This window comes from Chryseobacterium koreense CCUG 49689, from assembly GCF_001045435.1.
Lineage (GTDB): Bacteria > Bacteroidota > Bacteroidia > Flavobacteriales > Weeksellaceae > Kaistella > Kaistella koreensis.
The window spans coordinates 237,908-254,314 of record NZ_LFNG01000001.1 but is presented as its reverse complement, the minus strand read 5'-3'; the positions used below and the strand labels follow the sequence as shown (position 1 = coordinate 254,314).

Annotated in this window: 15 protein-coding genes; 10 read left to right on the top strand and 5 right to left on the bottom strand. The window is 40.8% G+C overall.

From position 1 onward, the window contains the following. Positions 1-383 precede the first annotated feature (383 nt). The 5 genes from ACM44_RS01200 to ACM44_RS01175 all read left to right on the top strand — a co-directional run bounded on the left by ACM44_RS01200 (position 384) and on the right by ACM44_RS01175 (position 3,074). On the top strand, positions 384-620 hold the full coding sequence (locus ACM44_RS01200; protein WP_048498266.1) for a hypothetical protein: 237 nt from the start codon (positions 384-386) through the stop codon (positions 618-620). A gap of 274 nt (positions 621-894) precedes the next feature. Beyond that, positions 895-1,143, top strand: a complete 249-nt coding sequence (locus ACM44_RS01195; protein WP_048498265.1) for a type II toxin-antitoxin system ParD family antitoxin — start codon at positions 895-897, stop codon at positions 1,141-1,143. Further along, positions 1,143-1,442, top strand: coding sequence for a type II toxin-antitoxin system RelE/ParE family toxin (locus tag ACM44_RS01190; RefSeq protein WP_048498264.1), 300 nt, complete (start codon positions 1,143-1,145; stop codon positions 1,440-1,442). The genes ACM44_RS01195 and ACM44_RS01190 overlap by 1 nt, the downstream gene beginning before the upstream one ends. A 341-nt stretch (positions 1,443-1,783) precedes the next feature. After that, the gene (locus tag ACM44_RS01185; RefSeq protein WP_048498263.1) at positions 1,784-2,104 is read left to right on the top strand and encodes a Sec-independent protein translocase subunit TatA/TatB; all 321 of its coding nucleotides are present in this window, start codon (positions 1,784-1,786) and stop codon (positions 2,102-2,104) included. A gap of 406 nt (positions 2,105-2,510) precedes the next feature. Further along, positions 2,511-3,074, top strand: coding sequence for a phosphatase PAP2 family protein (locus ACM44_RS01175; protein WP_048498261.1), 564 nt, complete (start codon positions 2,511-2,513; stop codon positions 3,072-3,074). 16 nt (positions 3,075-3,090) lie between these two features. Here ACM44_RS01175 and ACM44_RS15305 read toward each other — a convergent pair whose 3' ends face one another. Next, a complete protein-coding gene (locus ACM44_RS15305) occupies positions 3,091-3,228 on the bottom strand; it encodes a hypothetical protein (protein ID WP_160303946.1) in 138 nt (45 codons plus the stop codon). Positions 3,229-3,276: 48 nt separating this feature from the next. Between ACM44_RS15305 and polA the strand changes: the two genes are divergently transcribed. Both polA and ACM44_RS01160 read left to right on the top strand, forming a co-directional pair. Continuing rightward, positions 3,277-6,138, top strand: a complete 2,862-nt coding sequence (gene polA / locus ACM44_RS01165; protein WP_048498259.1) for a DNA polymerase I — start codon at positions 3,277-3,279, stop codon at positions 6,136-6,138. A gap of 117 nt (positions 6,139-6,255) precedes the next feature. Continuing rightward, complete coding sequence (locus ACM44_RS01160) at positions 6,256-6,684, top strand: DUF4268 domain-containing protein (RefSeq protein WP_048498258.1); 429 nt, start codon at positions 6,256-6,258, stop codon at positions 6,682-6,684. 36 nt (positions 6,685-6,720) lie between these two features. Here the strand turns inward: ACM44_RS01160 and gldG are convergent, their stop codons facing one another. The 3 genes from gldG to ACM44_RS01145 are packed head-to-tail and all read right to left on the bottom strand — an operon-like array spanning position 6,721 to position 9,717. Beyond that, a complete protein-coding gene (gene gldG / locus ACM44_RS01155) occupies positions 6,721-8,382 on the bottom strand; it encodes a gliding motility-associated ABC transporter substrate-binding protein GldG (protein WP_048498257.1) in 1,662 nt (553 codons plus the stop codon). A gap of 11 nt (positions 8,383-8,393) precedes the next feature. Further along, complete coding sequence (locus tag ACM44_RS01150; protein WP_048498256.1) at positions 8,394-9,122, bottom strand: ABC transporter permease; 729 nt, start codon at positions 9,120-9,122, stop codon at positions 8,394-8,396. Between the two features lie 49 nt (positions 9,123-9,171). Next, positions 9,172-9,717, bottom strand: a complete 546-nt coding sequence (locus ACM44_RS01145) for a CopD family protein (protein WP_048498255.1) — start codon at positions 9,715-9,717, stop codon at positions 9,172-9,174. Positions 9,718-9,879: 162 nt separating this feature from the next. Here ACM44_RS01145 and ACM44_RS01140 point away from each other — a divergent pair, with 162 nt between their 5' ends. Together ACM44_RS01140 and ACM44_RS01135 are read left to right on the top strand one after the other, a co-directional pair. Then, positions 9,880-12,033, top strand: a complete 2,154-nt coding sequence (locus tag ACM44_RS01140; RefSeq protein WP_048498254.1) for a M12 family metallo-peptidase — start codon at positions 9,880-9,882, stop codon at positions 12,031-12,033. Between the two features lie 154 nt (positions 12,034-12,187). Then, the gene (locus ACM44_RS01135; RefSeq protein ID WP_048498253.1) at positions 12,188-14,347 is read left to right on the top strand and encodes a M12 family metallo-peptidase; all 2,160 of its coding nucleotides are present in this window, start codon (positions 12,188-12,190) and stop codon (positions 14,345-14,347) included. Positions 14,348-14,413: 66 nt separating this feature from the next. Here ACM44_RS01135 and ACM44_RS01130 read toward each other — a convergent pair whose 3' ends face one another. Next, a complete protein-coding gene (locus ACM44_RS01130; protein WP_048498252.1) occupies positions 14,414-15,241 on the bottom strand; it encodes an SAM hydrolase/SAM-dependent halogenase family protein in 828 nt (275 codons plus the stop codon). Positions 15,242-15,368: 127 nt separating this feature from the next. On the opposite strand from ACM44_RS01130, the gene ACM44_RS01125 reads away from it, so the two are divergent. Then, positions 15,369-16,328: a PhoH family protein gene (locus tag ACM44_RS01125; RefSeq protein ID WP_048498251.1), complete on the top strand. Its 960-nt coding sequence runs from the start codon at positions 15,369-15,371 to the stop codon at positions 16,326-16,328. Positions 16,329-16,407: the final 79 nt, after the last annotated feature.

Below are 16,407 nucleotides of genomic sequence, written 5' to 3'. Positions count from 1 at the left end.
AGCTCCGGTAGCTTTTCGGCGGCATTTTGGTCCTCTTATGGGGATATCGTTTTTAGAATTCAGCATATAAAGGCAGTTTTTTTGGAAGAACTGCTTTTTTAGTGCTGAAAGTGGGGGGGGAACCGTACTTAAATTGCGTTTTTTTTTAAAAATTTTAAGGATATATCTCTTTTTTCACTTTGCTTTTCCTGGATGAGAAAAAAACTATTACAACATAAAGAAATTAAAAACAAATCACTTAATTTGGTTTGACTAATGAGAGTTTTGATTTTATAACAATCTGATTATTAGTATAAATAAAAAGCATTACTCAGAATCCTACAAAAATTCGATACCCATAGAAATTGAGTCAAAAATTTGTATATTTGGTTAAATTTTGAATTATGGATTTGCAAACTCGAAAATTGCATTTAATAACTTATCTTGCTCAACTTCAGGATGAAAATTTCTTTGAAAAAATAGAGAATTACATTTTAAGAAAAGCAAAAAATGAAGATTCTGAACTCAAACCATTTACAGTTGATGAATTGATTTCTCGAATTGAAAAATCAGAAGATGATTTTAAAAATGGAAGTTTCAAAACGCAAGAAGAAATTGAAAAAATATCTGCAAATTGGTAATCAATGAAAATTATTTGGACAGATTTTGCAATAAAGAATCTAAAAGATATTTTTGACTAATACTCTATTAAAGTTCTGATATTTTATATTGCTGGAATAGTCGTCACGAGGCGAACGTTTAAAAGTAAAAAAGATACTGTTTGGTTTGTTTCACGAGTTATGGCCACTCCCGAACTTGATAAATCAGATCAAGAAGATCAAAAGGAAGAAAAATAAATTTGGCTAAAATACCAAAACTTGGTATATTTGTTTTTAGAAATTTAATTATAAAGTCATGGCTAAAAATACTTCGATCTTATTGGGCGATTATTTCGACAATTTTATCAATTCTCAAATTAAAACAGGAAAATATTCTTCCGCAAGTGAAGTTGTAAGAACAGCTTTAAGAATGTTTGAACATGAGGAAACTAAAAAAAAAGAAATAATAAAAGAACTTAAAAAAGGAGAAAAATCCGGATTTTCCACGGATTTCAATAGAGAAACATTTAAAGAGAATTTACATAAAAAATATTCTGCTGAATAATGAAATACAAAATCAGCAAGTTAGCAGAAATCGATTTAGAAAATATTTGGCTTTATACATTTGAAGAATGGTCAAAAGAACAAGCCGATTATTATTACGATTTGATTATCAATGAAATCGAATACATTTCAGAAAATCCCAAATCAGGGAAAGATTATAATGAAATTAGAAAAGGATATTTTCGTAGTCGTTTAAAATCACATTTCATTTTTTATAGAATTAATTTGAAAGAGGAAAAAATAGAAATTATTAGAATTTTACATCAACAAATGGATGTTGATTCCCATATCAATGAATAATAAATAATTGCTATTCTGGCTGAAGCTAATACCTAAGCTTTAGCTTCGCTCAGTTCGGCTGCGCTTCAGGTCTTCTTATCCGAAGAAAAGGAAACTTTTAGGTTCTGCAAAGCCAAATGAATTAACAATCACCGATTCCTTAGCAAAAAAAAGACTTAAAGCCGGTTGAACAAAACCTCGCAACTTTTCCCCTGTTCCAAAAAGTTTCTGACTTTGAGCCATTCAAAAAGTAAATCTATCCATTTTTTTGCCCACCGCATTAATTTTCATCAAAAAAACTTTTAATAAGAATTTAAGTGCGAGAACAAATGCTGTTTGATAAACTTTCGTAATTTTGCGTCATGGAACTAAGTTTAGGTGAAATGCTTTTGATTGCCGTGGCAATCGTAGTTTTATTCGGTCCGGACAAACTGCCGCAAATTGCGCGCGATTTGGGAGCGGGCGTGCGTAAAATGCGCGGCGCGATGGAAGACGTGAAAACTGAAATCCTGAAAGAAACCGATAATCCCGTCTCGGAAATCAAGCGCGAAATCGACAAGGTGAAGCAGGCCGCAAAAGATTACAATCCCATGAGCGAGCTGGACAAAGAGGCCGCAAAACCTGCGGAACCCAAAGAAAACCTCGCCGAAAATGACCAACACGAAGGACCGGTAAGCAGATAGTTCTTGCGGTTGCTGAATTCATTTGACCCCGGAGATTTTTTTTGCGTGTCTTTTTAAACGAAGTGCCTTTGCGCTTATTAGATATCAAGTTAAATAGTAAAATTTTCTTGGTGTCTATTTCGATAAAAAATTCTTGCAAAGCCAAACAAAGTTTTTTTTGAATTTTGTTATGTTTTTAAGCTTAACCCTGTTTGCAGCAGGCAAGTAGGACGCTTCGCTCATTTTAGATAAACAAAGAATACGATAAACCAAAAACGAAAACATCATTTTATAGAAAAATTCAACCGATAGCTTCATCAAATCTGCTTGCAGATCAAACTTTGCACACTTACGATATGAAGAATAGCAAGTCAACTTTGCGTTATTGATACGCAGTACTTTTTTTAAGTCAAAATCAAATAGCGCTATGCACGAAATCATCACCGAAGACAAAAAAATATTCCTCCTCCTCAACAATTTGGGGAGCGAACCTTTTGACCGATTTTGGACCATGGTCTCCGGAACCTGGATCTGGATCCCGCTCTACATTATTTTCCTCTATCTGCTCTATAAAAACTACAAGCTCCGCAATTTGGTTTTCATGCTGATTTTTGTCGCCATCGGAGTCACTGTTTCAGACCAGCTCGCCGGAATCTTTAAATCTGGAATCGGCAGATTGAGACCTTGTCACGACCCGAGCTTAGAACATTTGATGCGCTCCGTACAGTGCGGCGGACAATTCGGCTTTTATTCCAGTCACGCTTCCAATACATTTTTTATCGCCACTTTCATGAGCATGCTGCTTTTCAGGAAATACAGATTTCTTCCGTATATCCTTTATTTCTGGGCAATTGTGGTTTCCTACAGCCGGATTTATCTCGGTGTTCATTTCCCGCTGGATATTCTGATGGGAGCCGGAATGGGATTTTTGCTGGGCGGATTTTTCTCCACTTTGGCCCTAAAAGTCATTGTCAAAAGAAGCAATACTTAGATTTTAGCTGAAATCGTCAGGTGGTAATTTTGGGCGAGTCCCTCTCCACCGCTTTTCCCACACCTCGGGTCGGGCTTTTCGCTGCAATTCCTCGTGCCATTCCAAAGGCCTTCGCCACTGCGGGATTTCCGCTGCAATCCCTCTCGCAAAACATTCCTCTTTCAAGTTTAGGTTTCCATCCAAAAACATTATCTTTGTTGTTATGACACACGACAACAACGACAAACGCCTGTTTCTCATCGACGCGTATGCGATGATTTTTCGCGGCTATTACGCACTCATCAGAAATCCGAGAGTGACCAGTACCGGAATCGACACTTCCGCGATTTTTGGTTTCACCAATTCTTTGATTGAGCTGATTCGGAAGCAGAAACCTTCTCACCTGGCGGTCGTTTTCGACGTGGGTAAAGCAAATGTGAGAACTGTGGATTTTGCAGAATACAAAGCCAATCGCAGCGAAACTCCGGAAGCGATCAAGATTGCCGTTCCCTATATTCACCGGATTTTGGAGGCAATGCATATCCCAATCCTCGGTGTGGAAGGTTACGAAGCGGATGACGTGATCGGAACCATCGCCTGCAAAGCGGAAAAGGAAAACTACATGACCTATATGGTGACTCCGGATAAGGATTTCGCACAGTTGGTCACCGACAAAATCAAAATTTATAAACCCGGTTTAAAAGGCGCCGAATTTGAAATCTTGGGAGTTGATGAAGTGAAGGCAAAATATGAGATAGAAGATCCGAAACAGGTCATCGATTTTCTGGCAATGATGGGTGATGCAGTAGATAATATTCCCGGATTGGAAGGCGTTGGAGAGAAAACCGCCATGAAATTCCTGAAAGAATACGGCTCCATTGAAAACCTGTTGGCAAATACCCACCAACTGAAGGGAAAACTGAAAGAGAAGGTTGAAAACTCTGCAGAACGGGGAATACTATCGAAAAAACTGGCAACCATCCTGTGCGATGCTCCCATTGAGTTTCATCAGGAGCAGTACGATTTGGAAACCCCCGATTTTGAAAAGGTGAAAGAGGTTTTTGATGAAATTGAATTCCGCAGGTTATATGAAAACCTTTACCGTGCATTCGCAAGTACAGGGGAATATGCGAACGGAAACGGTTCTTCGAATGGTGAAGAAACCACGGATCCAAACAAAATCACCCGATACGACAAAAAACCTGAAGACAAAAGCGGAGCAGTGCAACTGGATTTGTTCGCCAATTTCGAGGAATTGGAACATGCCACGACCACGAAATCCACCATCGAAAACAATGACCACCTGTATCATTATATAGATTCACCGAAAGCACAGCGCATTTTAGTGGAAGACCTTCTCGCCCAGCAAGCGGTCTGCTTCGATACTGAAACCACTTCTTTGAACGAAATGGAAGCAGAATTGATCGGAATGAGTTTTTCTTACAAAAAAGGTTTGGCTTATTACATTCCGTTCTCAGAAAATCGGGATGAAGTCTTGGCAACGCTTGAAATTTTCAGGCCTTTTTTCGAGAAGCAGGAAATCGTGAAGATTGCGCACAACTTAAAATATGACTACAAGATCCTGAAAAAGTATGGAATAGAAGTGAGTGGAGCCATTTTTGACACCATGATTGCACACTATCTGCTGAATCCGGACGGAAGACACGGAATGGACTATCTTTCCGAAATGTACCTGAACTACAAACCTGTACCCATTGAAACCCTTATTGGTAAAGGAAAAAACCAGAAAACGCTCCGTGCCGTTTCGGTGGAGGAGCAAACCGGATATGCCGGCGAAGACGCGGATGTGACTTTTCAGCTTTACGAACTTTTTGCGCCACAATTGAAAAAAGAGCATCTTGAAGATTTGTTTTTTAAAATCGAGATGCCTTTATCCATAGTTTTGGCAAAAATGGAACTGGAAGGAATTTCCCTGGATAAAGATTGGCTGGAAAAAGAAAGTGTCGATTTGGAGAACGACCTGAAGGAATTGGAAACCAAAATCTTTGAGTTTGCCGGTGAAGAATTCAACATGAATTCGCCAAGACAGCTGGGTGAAATCCTATTCGACAAAATGAAACTCGACCCGAAAGCCAAAAAGACAAAAACCGGTCAGTATGCCACTTCTGAAGATGTTTTGCAGAAACTTTCTTCCAAACATGAGGTGATTCCGCTCATTCTGGAATACCGCACTTACCAAAAACTCAAATCAACTTATGTGGACGCATTGCCGAACCAGATTGACAAAAATGATCACCGGGTACACACGAACTTCTCGCAAACCACCGCTGCAACTGGGAGATTGGCGAGTGTGAATCCAAACCTTCAGAATATACCGATCCGAACGAAACGGGGGCAGCAAATTCGAGGCGCATTTAAGGCAAATGCCGGAAACAAGATTATTTCTGCCGACTATTCTCAGATTGAACTTCGGTTAATTGCGGAAATCTCCAACGAGGAACACATGATTCAGGCATTCCAAAATGGGGAAGATATTCACGCATCCACTGCTTCTAAGCTATTTCACGTTCCATTAAATGAAGTCACCAAAACACAGCGTTCCCAAGCAAAAACGGTAAATTTCGGGATCATTTACGGACAGGGCGCGTTTGGACTTGCCGATCAAACCGGGCTTTCCAGAACCGAGGCAAAGCAGATGATTGAAAACTATTTCGCTACTTACCCTAAACTCAAGGAATGGATGGCGGAACAGGTGAAACGTGCCAGAGAACTGGGTTACGTGGAGACGATTCTGAAGAGAAAACGCCATTTGAAAGACATCAATTCAGCCAATTTCGTGGTGAGAGGATTGGCGGAAAGAATCGCGGTCAATGCGCCGGTTCAAGGTTCCGCAGCGGATGTCATTAAAATAGCGATGATCAATATCGACAAAAAACTGGCCGAAAAAAATCTGAAGACCAAAATGCTTCTTCAGGTTCATGACGAACTCGTTTTCGAAGCGCCGACTGAGGAAGTGGAAATCGCTAAAGAACTCATCAAAACCGAAATGGAATCCGCATTCAGCACCAAAGTTCCTTTGCTGGTGGAATTGGGAGTGGGGGATAATTGGTTGGAAGCCCATTAGAAGTCGGAGGATTGGTAATTTGGATTTTTTAGACCATTAAATATGATTTTTAAAATCCTTTTATTTGAAGTTTCCTCTGTTCTAAAAAATCAATTTTCGTAAATCGCAATTCAAAAAATGTTTTCAAAAGAAGAAGCCCAAAAATTAAGGACTGAATTTTGGACTGCTTTCGGGAAGAGTTTTCCCCGGAAGTGGATTTTGTATGATACCAAAATCAAGGATTTTTCTTTCAAGTTTTATGCGGATTCCAAAAAGGCGGAGGTTTCCATCGATATTGAGATGAAGGACGAAATCTTCCGGAATGCCTATTACGAAAAGATATGGTCGCTGGAAAATCTGCTGATGGACGAAGTGGGCGACATCCAAAAAGATGAATTTTACACTTTGGAAAACGGAAAGCTGATTTCCAGGATCTGGGTGACCAAGGAAAAAGTTTCTATCCTCAACAAAAATTCCTGGCGGGAAATCTTTGAATTTTTTGTGGCCAAAATGGATGGCTTTGAACGATTCTTTCGGGAATATGAAGACTTTATTAAAGACGTTTGAAATGGGAAATACGGAGTTTGAACTGCGAACGGAAACTTACTGCGAAGCAAACCTTTTCTTTCTCAACCAATAAAAAAATCCTCCCAAAGCAGCGATTAATGCGATCGGAAGAAGCAGGTTAAACCATTGCCAATCGCTTTTTTCGTCCTCAATTCGGTTTCTGTCCAGAAGTCTGGCTTCAATATTTCGGTTTCTAAGTTCCATCAAGTTGGAATCATCCAAAAGAAAATCCAGACAGTTTCTCAAAAATTGTTCGTTGCCGTAAGTTTGCTTGGTCAGCAAATCTTCACCGAGCGGAAGCGGATTTCCCTTGTAGATCTGGTTTCTTCCCACATCGCCGTCTGCAATTACGATCATTTTGTTCTCCGGACTTTGGGACTTGAAATTTGGATAATTGCTTCTTTCGCTTCTGTTGGCGTAGGCGGAATTGAATTTTCCCTGCAAACTTACCGCAAAAATCTTCGGTGTGGTGGGTTTTTCCATTTCGCCGATGGAGTCGGTGCGCACAATTTCAGTCAGCGCAACCAGATTGGGAACTTGTTTGATGCTGGTTCTTTCACTGGACTCGAAAAGCACGTTGGTTTTGATGTTTTTCCTTCCCAGCGTATCGATGGAAGTGGGAAACTCGAATTTCACGGGATTGATGTTTTTGGTGATTGGATTCTTGGTCTCCGCAATTCCCAGCGGGAAATAGGGCCAAAGAAAACTGCTGTATTGCGGATTTCCGGCCACTTCACCGGAGACGATCCGGATGAGTGCGGATTTTTTCATATCCTTCACCAAACCGGGATTGATCCTTAAACCATAATTAAAAAAGAAATCGCCTAGATTGAGGTCCATTGGATAAGCCATAATCTTTTTGGATTGGAAAAGCGTATCCATTTCCGCATTCACGGCATCGATCATCCACAAAGTTTTTCCGCCATTCATGATGTATTGGTCCAGGATTACTTTTTCCCCATCGGTAAACGCTTTCCTGGGTTTTGCGATGACGAGTGCATCCATTTTCCTCAGTTTGGGAACATCTGCCAAAGAAAGTTCTTTTTGGTTGGCGGGAATTATGGGACCTGCGTTATAATTTTCCAGCGCCATTTGCATGAAGCCCTGAAAATGGTCGGGACGAAGTTCCTCCTGATTGATCAGTATTCCAATGTTTTTCTTGTGTTCTTCGGTAAGTGATTTGATGGTAGAAGCGAAGTTGTACTCCAGATTTTCAATGGATTTGCTCAGCTGTTCGGAAGCGTCGATTCCGCTTTGATTGATGATCAGAGGAATTGAGGTTCCATAAGAATTGTATCTGATCGCCGCATAAGGAAACATCACGATTTCCGAAATCTTGCCGTCTTTCATGTCGGGAAGAATCGAAGGTTGCATTCCCATTGCCATCAAGGTGTCTTTCGACATTTTTGTTTTGATGGGATCAATAAATTTGAAGTCGATTTTCGGATTGATTTTCCGGAATTCCTCTAGCATGAATTTTGTCTCGTTTTGCAACTGGCGGAAACTTGCCGGGAAATCGCCTTCCAAGTAAACATCTACTGTTAAAGGTTTTTTCACGGATTCTAAAATTTTCACCGTGGATTCAGAAAGCGTATATCTTTTTTCCTGAGTGAGGTCAAAACGTTTCGAAAATACTCCGAAAACGCCCAGTATCAAAACGATTGCTAAAACAATATAGCTGATATTTTTTTTGTTCATTTCTTAAATGGTTACTTTTTCTTTTCCACAAAAACTTTAGCCCCAAAAAGGCAAATTCCAATTACTAAAAGGAAATAGAAAACATCGCGGGAATCGATCAAACCTCTGGTGAAAGCTAAAAAGTGCTGGTAAAAGCCAAGGTTTGAAAGCAGATAATCCGCACCGCCCAAAAGCTTGTAGCTCGCCAGTTGCTCCATCCCGAAATAAAAGAAAAAGCAAAAGAAAACGCCCAGCAAATAAGCCATAATTTGATTTTGTGAAAGGGAAGAGGCCAAAATCCCAACGGCTGAAAAAGCTGCCGTCAAAACGACCAACCCGAAGTAGCTTCCCAAAGTTGCGCCCAAATCGATATTTCCTTCGGGAACCCCTAAAACATAGACCGTATAAAGGTAAACGAGCGAAGGAAGCAGACACAAGATTCCGACCAGCCAAACCGAAAGGAATTTTCCGGTCACGATCTGCGAAACCTTTACCGGCTGCGAAAATAGCCAGCTCAATGTTCCAGATTGCTGTTCCTCTGCCAAAGTTTTCATGGAAACTGCCGGAATGATGAACATCAGCAACCAGGGAACAAGCACGAAATAGCTTTGCAGACTTGCCGTTCCGATCTCGAAAATATTGGAGTCGTTTTCGAAGAAAAACAGGAAAAGTGTGCCGATCAAACTGAATGCGGCGATGATGAGCCACGCACTCCAGTTTCCGAAATAGCTCCAAAGTTCTTTTTTAAAAATTGCAATCATAGCGCGAAGTGGGAAATCCTAATGCATATTCCCTTGAAATTCCGATTTTTTATTTTTTATTTTTATTGACCAGTTTCACGGTCATCATTATTAAAATTACCAGAACGAAAAATCCGGCGATTAATTGCCACCAGTATTCGATTGCCATCGATTTTAAAATCACCGTAAAAACGACCAAAAACAGAATAAAGGTCGCGATTTCGTTCGCCTGCCGAAGTTTGATGTTTTCGATCGGCAAAACATTTCCGTCTAATTTTTTGATTTGTAGGACTTTTTTCCAGCACCAGAAGTGGTAAATTCCAAGTCCGATCAAAAAGGTCAGTTTCAGGAGAAACCACGGAGTCCTCATTAAGCCAAAATTTAAAAAGATCAAAGTGAGCCCGCTTAAAAGCATGATGATTCCTGCGGGAACGGTGATGATATTCCACAGTCTTCTCGCCATGAAAACATATTGCTCACGGAGAATTTTCTTCTTGTTTTCTTCAAAAACGTCGGTATCTTTATAATAGACAAAAATCCTGACCAGGTAAAAAATTCCTGCAAAATAGCTGACCATGAAAATGATGTGGACGGCTTTTATTATAGAATACAGCATTCGGAGAATTTGATTGCAAAGATAACGGTTTTGCTGAACTGTTGAAGTGAAGTTTGCTCTTAATGGTTATTTCGTTTTGTTAAATTCTCAAATGAGGTCGATAATCTCAAATTTTTTTAGTTTTTTTGTGGACTGATAAAATATATTTTAAGTTTACTAATTATGAAAAGAATTTTCCAAATTTGTTTCAGCTTGGCAATTTTTTCTGTGGGATTTTCGCAGAATTTGAAGCCGGTTGCACAAAAAGTCAAGAATTCACAAACGGCAAAAAAGACGTTTGTAAAGTATAATCTGTTTAAAACAGATGCTTCTCCGCAGAAAATGGCGCAATATAGAGCGGCGGCAGAAGACATTACCGTGTTGCAGCTAAACAAGTCCGAAGTTCAGCGAGTGAATTTGGAAAAGCCGGAAGCTTTGGAGATGAGTTTTCCGTTCGAGGGAAAAACAATTACCCTGGAACTGGTTAGAAATTATATTCTGACTAATGATTTTGCAGTCACTACTGAAAAAGGCGCCGCAAATTACACGCCAGGTGTTTATTATCAGGGAATTGTGAAAGGTGACAACGAATCTTTGGTTGCAGTGAGTTTCTTCCATGACGAAGTGATGGGGGTCACTTCTATCAAAGACGTGGGAAACATCATTTTAGGAAAAACTAAGAATTCAGAAGATTATGTTTCTTACAATGACCAAAAACTGAAGGGGACCAATCCATTTACCTGTGGTGCAGATGATCTTCCGGAAAACCAAAATGCGGGGATTTCCTATGATCCCAATATGGCGTCAAAGGCATTATTAACCGATAACTGCGTAAGGATTTACTACGAAGTTGGTTACGGTCCTTACCAGCAAAATGGTTCAAGTGTGACTACTGCAACCAATTGGGTAACCGCAATGCACAATAATATTTCCACCCTTTATGCCAATGACGGGGTGAAAATTGCACTAAGTTCTGTTATGGTTTGGACGACAACTGATCCGTATTCAGGTGCTCCGGATGTGATTCTCGGACAGTTCCGATCAACAAGAACCACTTTCAACGGGGATCTCGCGCAATTGTTGAGGAATCCGGCAACGACCAGTATTGCTTATTTGAATACACTTTGTACTAATTCCAACTATTCTTATTGTGGGGTCAACTTTGGTTATTCAAATGTTCCGACTTATTCCTGGAATATTGAAGCGATGACGCATGAGATGGGGCACAATTTGGGATCTCCTCACACCCATGCCTGCAAATGGAATGGAAATAACACTGCCATTGACGGCTGTGGTCCGGCTTCCGGAAATAATGAAGGTTGCAACGGTCCGCTTCCAACAGGAACTGGAGGAACTATTATGAGTTATTGCCACCTTGTGAGTTCAGTCGGAATTAATTTTGCTAATGGTTTCGGACCGCAACCGGGTGATTTAATCAGAAGCAGAATCAACGCCAGCGGATGTTTGGGGACAGACTGTGTTTCCGCATGTGCACAAACAATTACCGGGTTTGCTGTTACAAATATTACCAGCAATTCGGCTACTGCCACGATCACCGATCCATCTGGAACAAGCTGGAGATACACGCTCACAAAAGGTGACGGAACTTTATTGGATAACAAAATTGTGACCAATAAAGTAATTGATTTGGTTAATCTGCAACCAGGAACTTTTTATTTCATCGCGGTTAGCGCTCCTTGTACCGGTCCGGAAGCATATGTAGCCAGACAGATCATTTACACTGATGCAGATTGGTGTTCGGGAGTTTTGGCAACTGATTCCGGCGGTGAGAATGCGAACTATAGCGATGGTGAAAGCTGGACAAAAACTTATTACCCGAATAATCCTAATGACAAACTTAAGATTACTTTTACTGATTTCGATACAGAGCCATCTGTGGATTATTTGATTATTTACAATGGACCAAATATTGCGTCGCCTAGATTTGGGACAACTTGGAGCGGAACTACCATTCCTGGACCGTTCACTTCCACCCATGCCACTGGTGCGATCACGTTGAGATTTATTTCAAACGCAAATATCAACAAGCCAGGCTGGAAGGCCAATCTGGAATGCATGACGTTGGGAACTGGAGAAAATACTTTTACTGCAGGTGTCAATATTGCACAGACTTCTTCCAAAGGAGTGTTTATCATTGTTTCAAAAGATAAACTGCTGTCTTATCAGGTGTTCGATGCCTCTGGAAAAATCGTGAAAAATTCTTCAAAAATTGTTGCAGCCCAGGAGAAACTGGACCTGTCTAATTATCCTGCGGGAACTTACTTGGTGACTGTTTCTACTGAAAAAGAAACGGTAACGAAGAAGATTATCAAATAATTGAATTTTTAAAAATTCCTTTGGGCCGAAGCGAAAGTTTCGGCCCATTTTTTTTGGAAGTTGGCTTGCCGCGAAAAGTTAAATATGGAAAATATCCATAAAATATCATTTTTTTTTACTTTTTTTGTAATGCTTAAATCAATAAATTAGGAACATGAAAAGAATATTACAGATTTGCCTAAGTTTGGCATTTTTTGGTTTCGGGTTTTCTCAAGATTTGAAACCGGTTGCTCAAAAGGTTAAGAAAGCCCAGTTGGCAAAGAAGACCTTCGTGAAGTTCAGCCCATTTTCGGTTGACCAGTCTCCACAGAAATTGGCGATTTATAAAAACGCGGCGGACGATATTACCGTGATGAAGCTTTCCGGCTCAGAAATCCACAGAATCACAACTGAGAGACCGGAAGCGATGCAGATGGATTTTCCATTTGAAGGAAGCACCATTACGGTGGATTTGGTAAGAAACAACTTTTTCACGCATGATTTTAAAGTCAATACGGACAAGGGATTTGTAAACTATTCACCTGGAGCATACTACCATGGAATTGTGAAAGGGGACAACGAATCCCTGGTTGCAATTGCTTTCTTTGACAATGACGTAATAGGGGTGACTTCCATTAAAAATATAGGAAACATTGTGATCGCTAAAGCGAAAGACGCTCAGGATTTTGTGGTGTATAATGACCAAAAGCTAAAGGGTTCAAACCCTTTTGTCTGCGGTGCTGATGAATTGATAGAAAACCAGAAATCAATGCCGGTTTTTGATCCGAATATGCTGACCACTAAAGCAACCGATAATTGCGTGCGGATTTATTATGAAGCGGGTTATGGACCTTACACACAAAATGGAAGCAGCACGCCTGCTACGGTGAATTGGGTGACCGCGATGCACAACAATATTTCTACGCTTTATGCCAATGACGGGATCACCGTGGCTTTGAGTCAGGTTTTTGTATGGACTGTAACAGATCCTTTTTCCGGTACGCCATCAAATATTTTAAATCAATTCCGAAATACCAGAACAAGCTTCAACGGAGATGTGGCACAGCTCCTGAGAAATCCTGCTACCACCAGTATCGCTTGGGTTGATGCGCTTTGTACCAGTTACAAATATTCTTATTCCGGTGTAAACCAGGCTTATCAAAATGTTCCCACCTATTCCTGGAATATTGAGGCAATGACCCATGAAATTGGGCATAACCTCGGTTCGCCGCACACCCATGCATGCGCCTGGAACGGAAACAACACTGCGATTGACGGATGTGGTCCCGCCTCAGGAAACAATGAAGGCTGCAATGGTCCGCTCCCAACTGCAACGGGAGGAACGATCATGAGTTATTGCCATTTGGTGGGCTCGGTAGGAATTAATTTTGCAAATGGATTTGGGCCGCAACCAGGTGCGTTGATCCGTAACAGAGTGAACGCAAGTGGCTGTTTAGGGACAGATTGCATCACAAGTTGCCCGCAAACCGTAACGGGAATTAATCTGTCTAATGTGACCACGAATTCTGCAACCGCCACCATTGTGGATAATTCGGGAACGAGCTGGAAATACAGAGTTGCAAAAATGGATGGAACGGTGATCCAAAACGGAACTACTACCAATAAAGTATTTACCGTAAATAATCTTCAGGAGGGTACCTACTACAAAATCATGGTGGGAACTACCGACTGTTCTGGTCCGGAAGCATTCCAAATGGAAGAAATGCTGCTGACCGATGCAAACTGGTGCAGTGGAGTAATGTTCACCGATCCCGGAGGTCCGGATGCCAATTATTTCCCTAATCAGACTTTGACAAAAACGTTTTACCCGACCAATGCGGGAGATAAAATGAAACTGACTTTCACCCAATTCGACACAGAGCAGGGTTACGATTTCATGAACGTTTATGACGGACCTTCTACTGCTTCTCCGAAATTTGCCGGTGGAAACAACATAAGCGGAAACACGATTCCGGGTCCTTTTCAGTCAACTCATGCGTCTGGAGCCATCACGGTTACTTTCTTGTCTGATCCGGCAGTGGTGGGAGCAGGTTGGAAGGCTACCTTTGAATGTGTCACATTGGCAACAGATGAGCATCACCTAAACAGCGGAGTAATCATTGCTAAAACGGATTCGAATGGAATTTTTAACATCACCTCAAAAAACAAAATAATTTCTTATCAAGTGTTTGATGCCTCCGGAAAACTGATGAAATCAAGTTCCAAATTAGCAGGTAATGCCGAGAAGTTAGACCTTTCGCAAGTTCCGAGAGGAACCTACGTGGTCAGTGTGACTACCTCTTCCGAAACGGTTACCAAGAAAATCATCAGATAAGATCACTGCCATAAAAATGAGAGCCAGCTTGCGAAGAGCTGGCTTTTTGATTTCCTTAAAAAAAGATTATTGGAATTCAATGAAAATATTTTCACCCACCTTCAAGCCGAAAAGGGTTTTCGCACCACTGTTTGCGTTTCCTTTGTAGATGGTCAGTTCCAGCAATCCGGCATCGTTGAAGATCGCTGCTGACTTTCCGTGGTATTCATGCTCCTTTTGCCAATTGCCGACCAGCTCGGTATATCGGTTATAGATTCTTGAAAGTGCCAAATTCCTAAATTTAATGATGAATCTTTCGGATCCGATTCCGCAATTCTCGAAAAAACTTTTGCTGATATTGGAAACCACGTTCCCGAAATTGTCCACATACATCACTTCGCCGATGATCATGCGCTCGCTCTCATTAAACACGGGTTTAGGAAAAGACAGCTGTTTCGGTGATTTGAACTTTCTTCCAATGACTTCAGGCAAGCCACCGTTTTGAAGATGCACTGCAACTGGAACAAAGATGTCGGTAGAGGTGAAAGTCACTTCGTCATCAAACCTGTTATTTAAAGTGATTTCGTAAACCGCCTCCGGTTTTTGATCAAAAAATATGAGGCTCAATACGCCATTGTCTGCTGCGATGAAATAATGACCATCTGCTTTATAAAGGATAGATTTTCTGCTTTTGTTAAAAAAACTGTCCACGGAAATAATGTGGACGGTTCCTTTCGGAAAAAAAGAGTAGGCGTTCCTCACGATGTAAGCGGTCTGCAAAAGGTCGTAAGCTTGGATGTCATGTGAAATATCAACAATCTGGATATCCTCTTTCAGGGACAAAATCTTCCCTTTCACAGCGGAAACCCTGTAATCTATGAGACCATAATCGGAAGTGAGCGTAATGACAGACATCGAAAAAATAGTAGTGGGGCAAATTTAACCCAAAAAAATATTTTTTCACCCCATTGTGGAAAAGTAAAACTTCAGATTCAAAATAAATTTGATACTTTTAACAAAATATTAAACAATCAAAAGATCGATGTTTGAACTGAATTACGAAATCACCGGAATTAATTCAAAAACCTTTTACGGACCCAATAATCAATACTTTAACCTGATTAAGTCCAGTTTTCCGACGCTGAAAATCACGGGAAGAGACCTTTTCATTTTCGCGATGGGAAACCAGGATACTTTGGATATCCTTAAAACTAAACTTGACGATATCGTGGGTTTTATCTCAAAAAACAATTCCATTACCTTAAAAGACATTGAAAATATCCTTAGGGTCAAGGACGAAAGCGAAAAACAATTGATTTTCGACCAAGATATCATTGTGAAAGGGGTCAATGGAAAAGTGATCAAGGCCAAAACCACGAATCTGAAGAAGCTGGTGAAGGAATCCCAGGTGAAAGACATGGTTTTTGCAATAGGACCTGCGGGAACCGGAAAAACCTATACCAGTGTCGCTTTGGCGGCGAGAGCTTTGAGGGACCGGGAAGTGAAAAGAATTATTTTGACGAGACCCGCCGTGGAAGCAGGGGAGAGTCTGGGATTCTTGCCCGGAGATCTGAAGGAAAAACTGGATCCGTATTTACAGCCATTATATGATGCGCTCCGCGATATGATACCGCATGAAAAACTGGAAGGATACATAGAAAAGAAGGTGATCGAGGTGGCGCCGCTTGCATTCATGAGGGGCAGAACTTTGGATGAGGCCTTTGTGATATTGGATGAAGCCCAAAACACAACCCATTCCCAAATGAAGATGTTCCTTACCAGAATGGGGATGAACGCGAAATTCATCATCACTGGTGATCCGAGTCAGGTGGATTTGCCTATGAAGCAGAAATCCGGACTCAAAGAAGCCATGCGAATCCTGAAAGATGTGGAAGAGATTGGTTTTGTGCACCTTACTGAAGAAGACGTGGTGCGGCATCCGGTGGTTCGGAAAATCATTACTGCATACGGAAAAGAGGAGAAAAGATTGCGCGACGAGTAGTTATCCACATTTCCACATTAAGCTCATATTATGTTTTTGTTATCTTTTTAATAGTAATTAAGAACAAATTGAAAAAAAA

Coding starts and splice junctions, on each gene's coding strand:
- ACM44_RS01130 (WP_048498252.1), bottom strand. CDS start 15,241: ATGTCTGTCATTACGCTCACTTCCGATTATGGTCTCATAGATTACAGG.
- ACM44_RS01125 (WP_048498251.1), top strand. CDS start 15,369: ATGTTTGAACTGAATTACGAAATCACCGGAATTAATTCAAAAACCTTT.
- ACM44_RS01140 (WP_048498254.1), top strand. CDS start 9,880: ATGAAAAGAATTTTCCAAATTTGTTTCAGCTTGGCAATTTTTTCTGTG.
- ACM44_RS01190 (WP_048498264.1), top strand. CDS start 1,143: ATGAAATACAAAATCAGCAAGTTAGCAGAAATCGATTTAGAAAATATT.
- gldG (WP_048498257.1), bottom strand. CDS start 8,382: ATGAACAAAAAAAATATCAGCTATATTGTTTTAGCAATCGTTTTGATA.
- polA (WP_048498259.1), top strand. CDS start 3,277: ATGACACACGACAACAACGACAAACGCCTGTTTCTCATCGACGCGTAT.
- ACM44_RS01160 (WP_048498258.1), top strand. CDS start 6,256: ATGTTTTCAAAAGAAGAAGCCCAAAAATTAAGGACTGAATTTTGGACT.
- ACM44_RS15305 (WP_160303946.1), bottom strand. CDS start 3,228: ATGTTTTGCGAGAGGGATTGCAGCGGAAATCCCGCAGTGGCGAAGGCC.
- ACM44_RS01145 (WP_048498255.1), bottom strand. CDS start 9,717: ATGCTGTATTCTATAATAAAAGCCGTCCACATCATTTTCATGGTCAGC.
- ACM44_RS01135 (WP_048498253.1), top strand. CDS start 12,188: ATGAAAAGAATATTACAGATTTGCCTAAGTTTGGCATTTTTTGGTTTC.
- ACM44_RS01150 (WP_048498256.1), bottom strand. CDS start 9,122: ATGATTGCAATTTTTAAAAAAGAACTTTGGAGCTATTTCGGAAACTGG.
- ACM44_RS01175 (WP_048498261.1), top strand. CDS start 2,511: ATGCACGAAATCATCACCGAAGACAAAAAAATATTCCTCCTCCTCAAC.
- ACM44_RS01195 (WP_048498265.1), top strand. CDS start 895: ATGGCTAAAAATACTTCGATCTTATTGGGCGATTATTTCGACAATTTT.
- ACM44_RS01200 (WP_048498266.1), top strand. CDS start 384: ATGGATTTGCAAACTCGAAAATTGCATTTAATAACTTATCTTGCTCAA.
- ACM44_RS01185 (WP_048498263.1), top strand. CDS start 1,784: ATGGAACTAAGTTTAGGTGAAATGCTTTTGATTGCCGTGGCAATCGTA.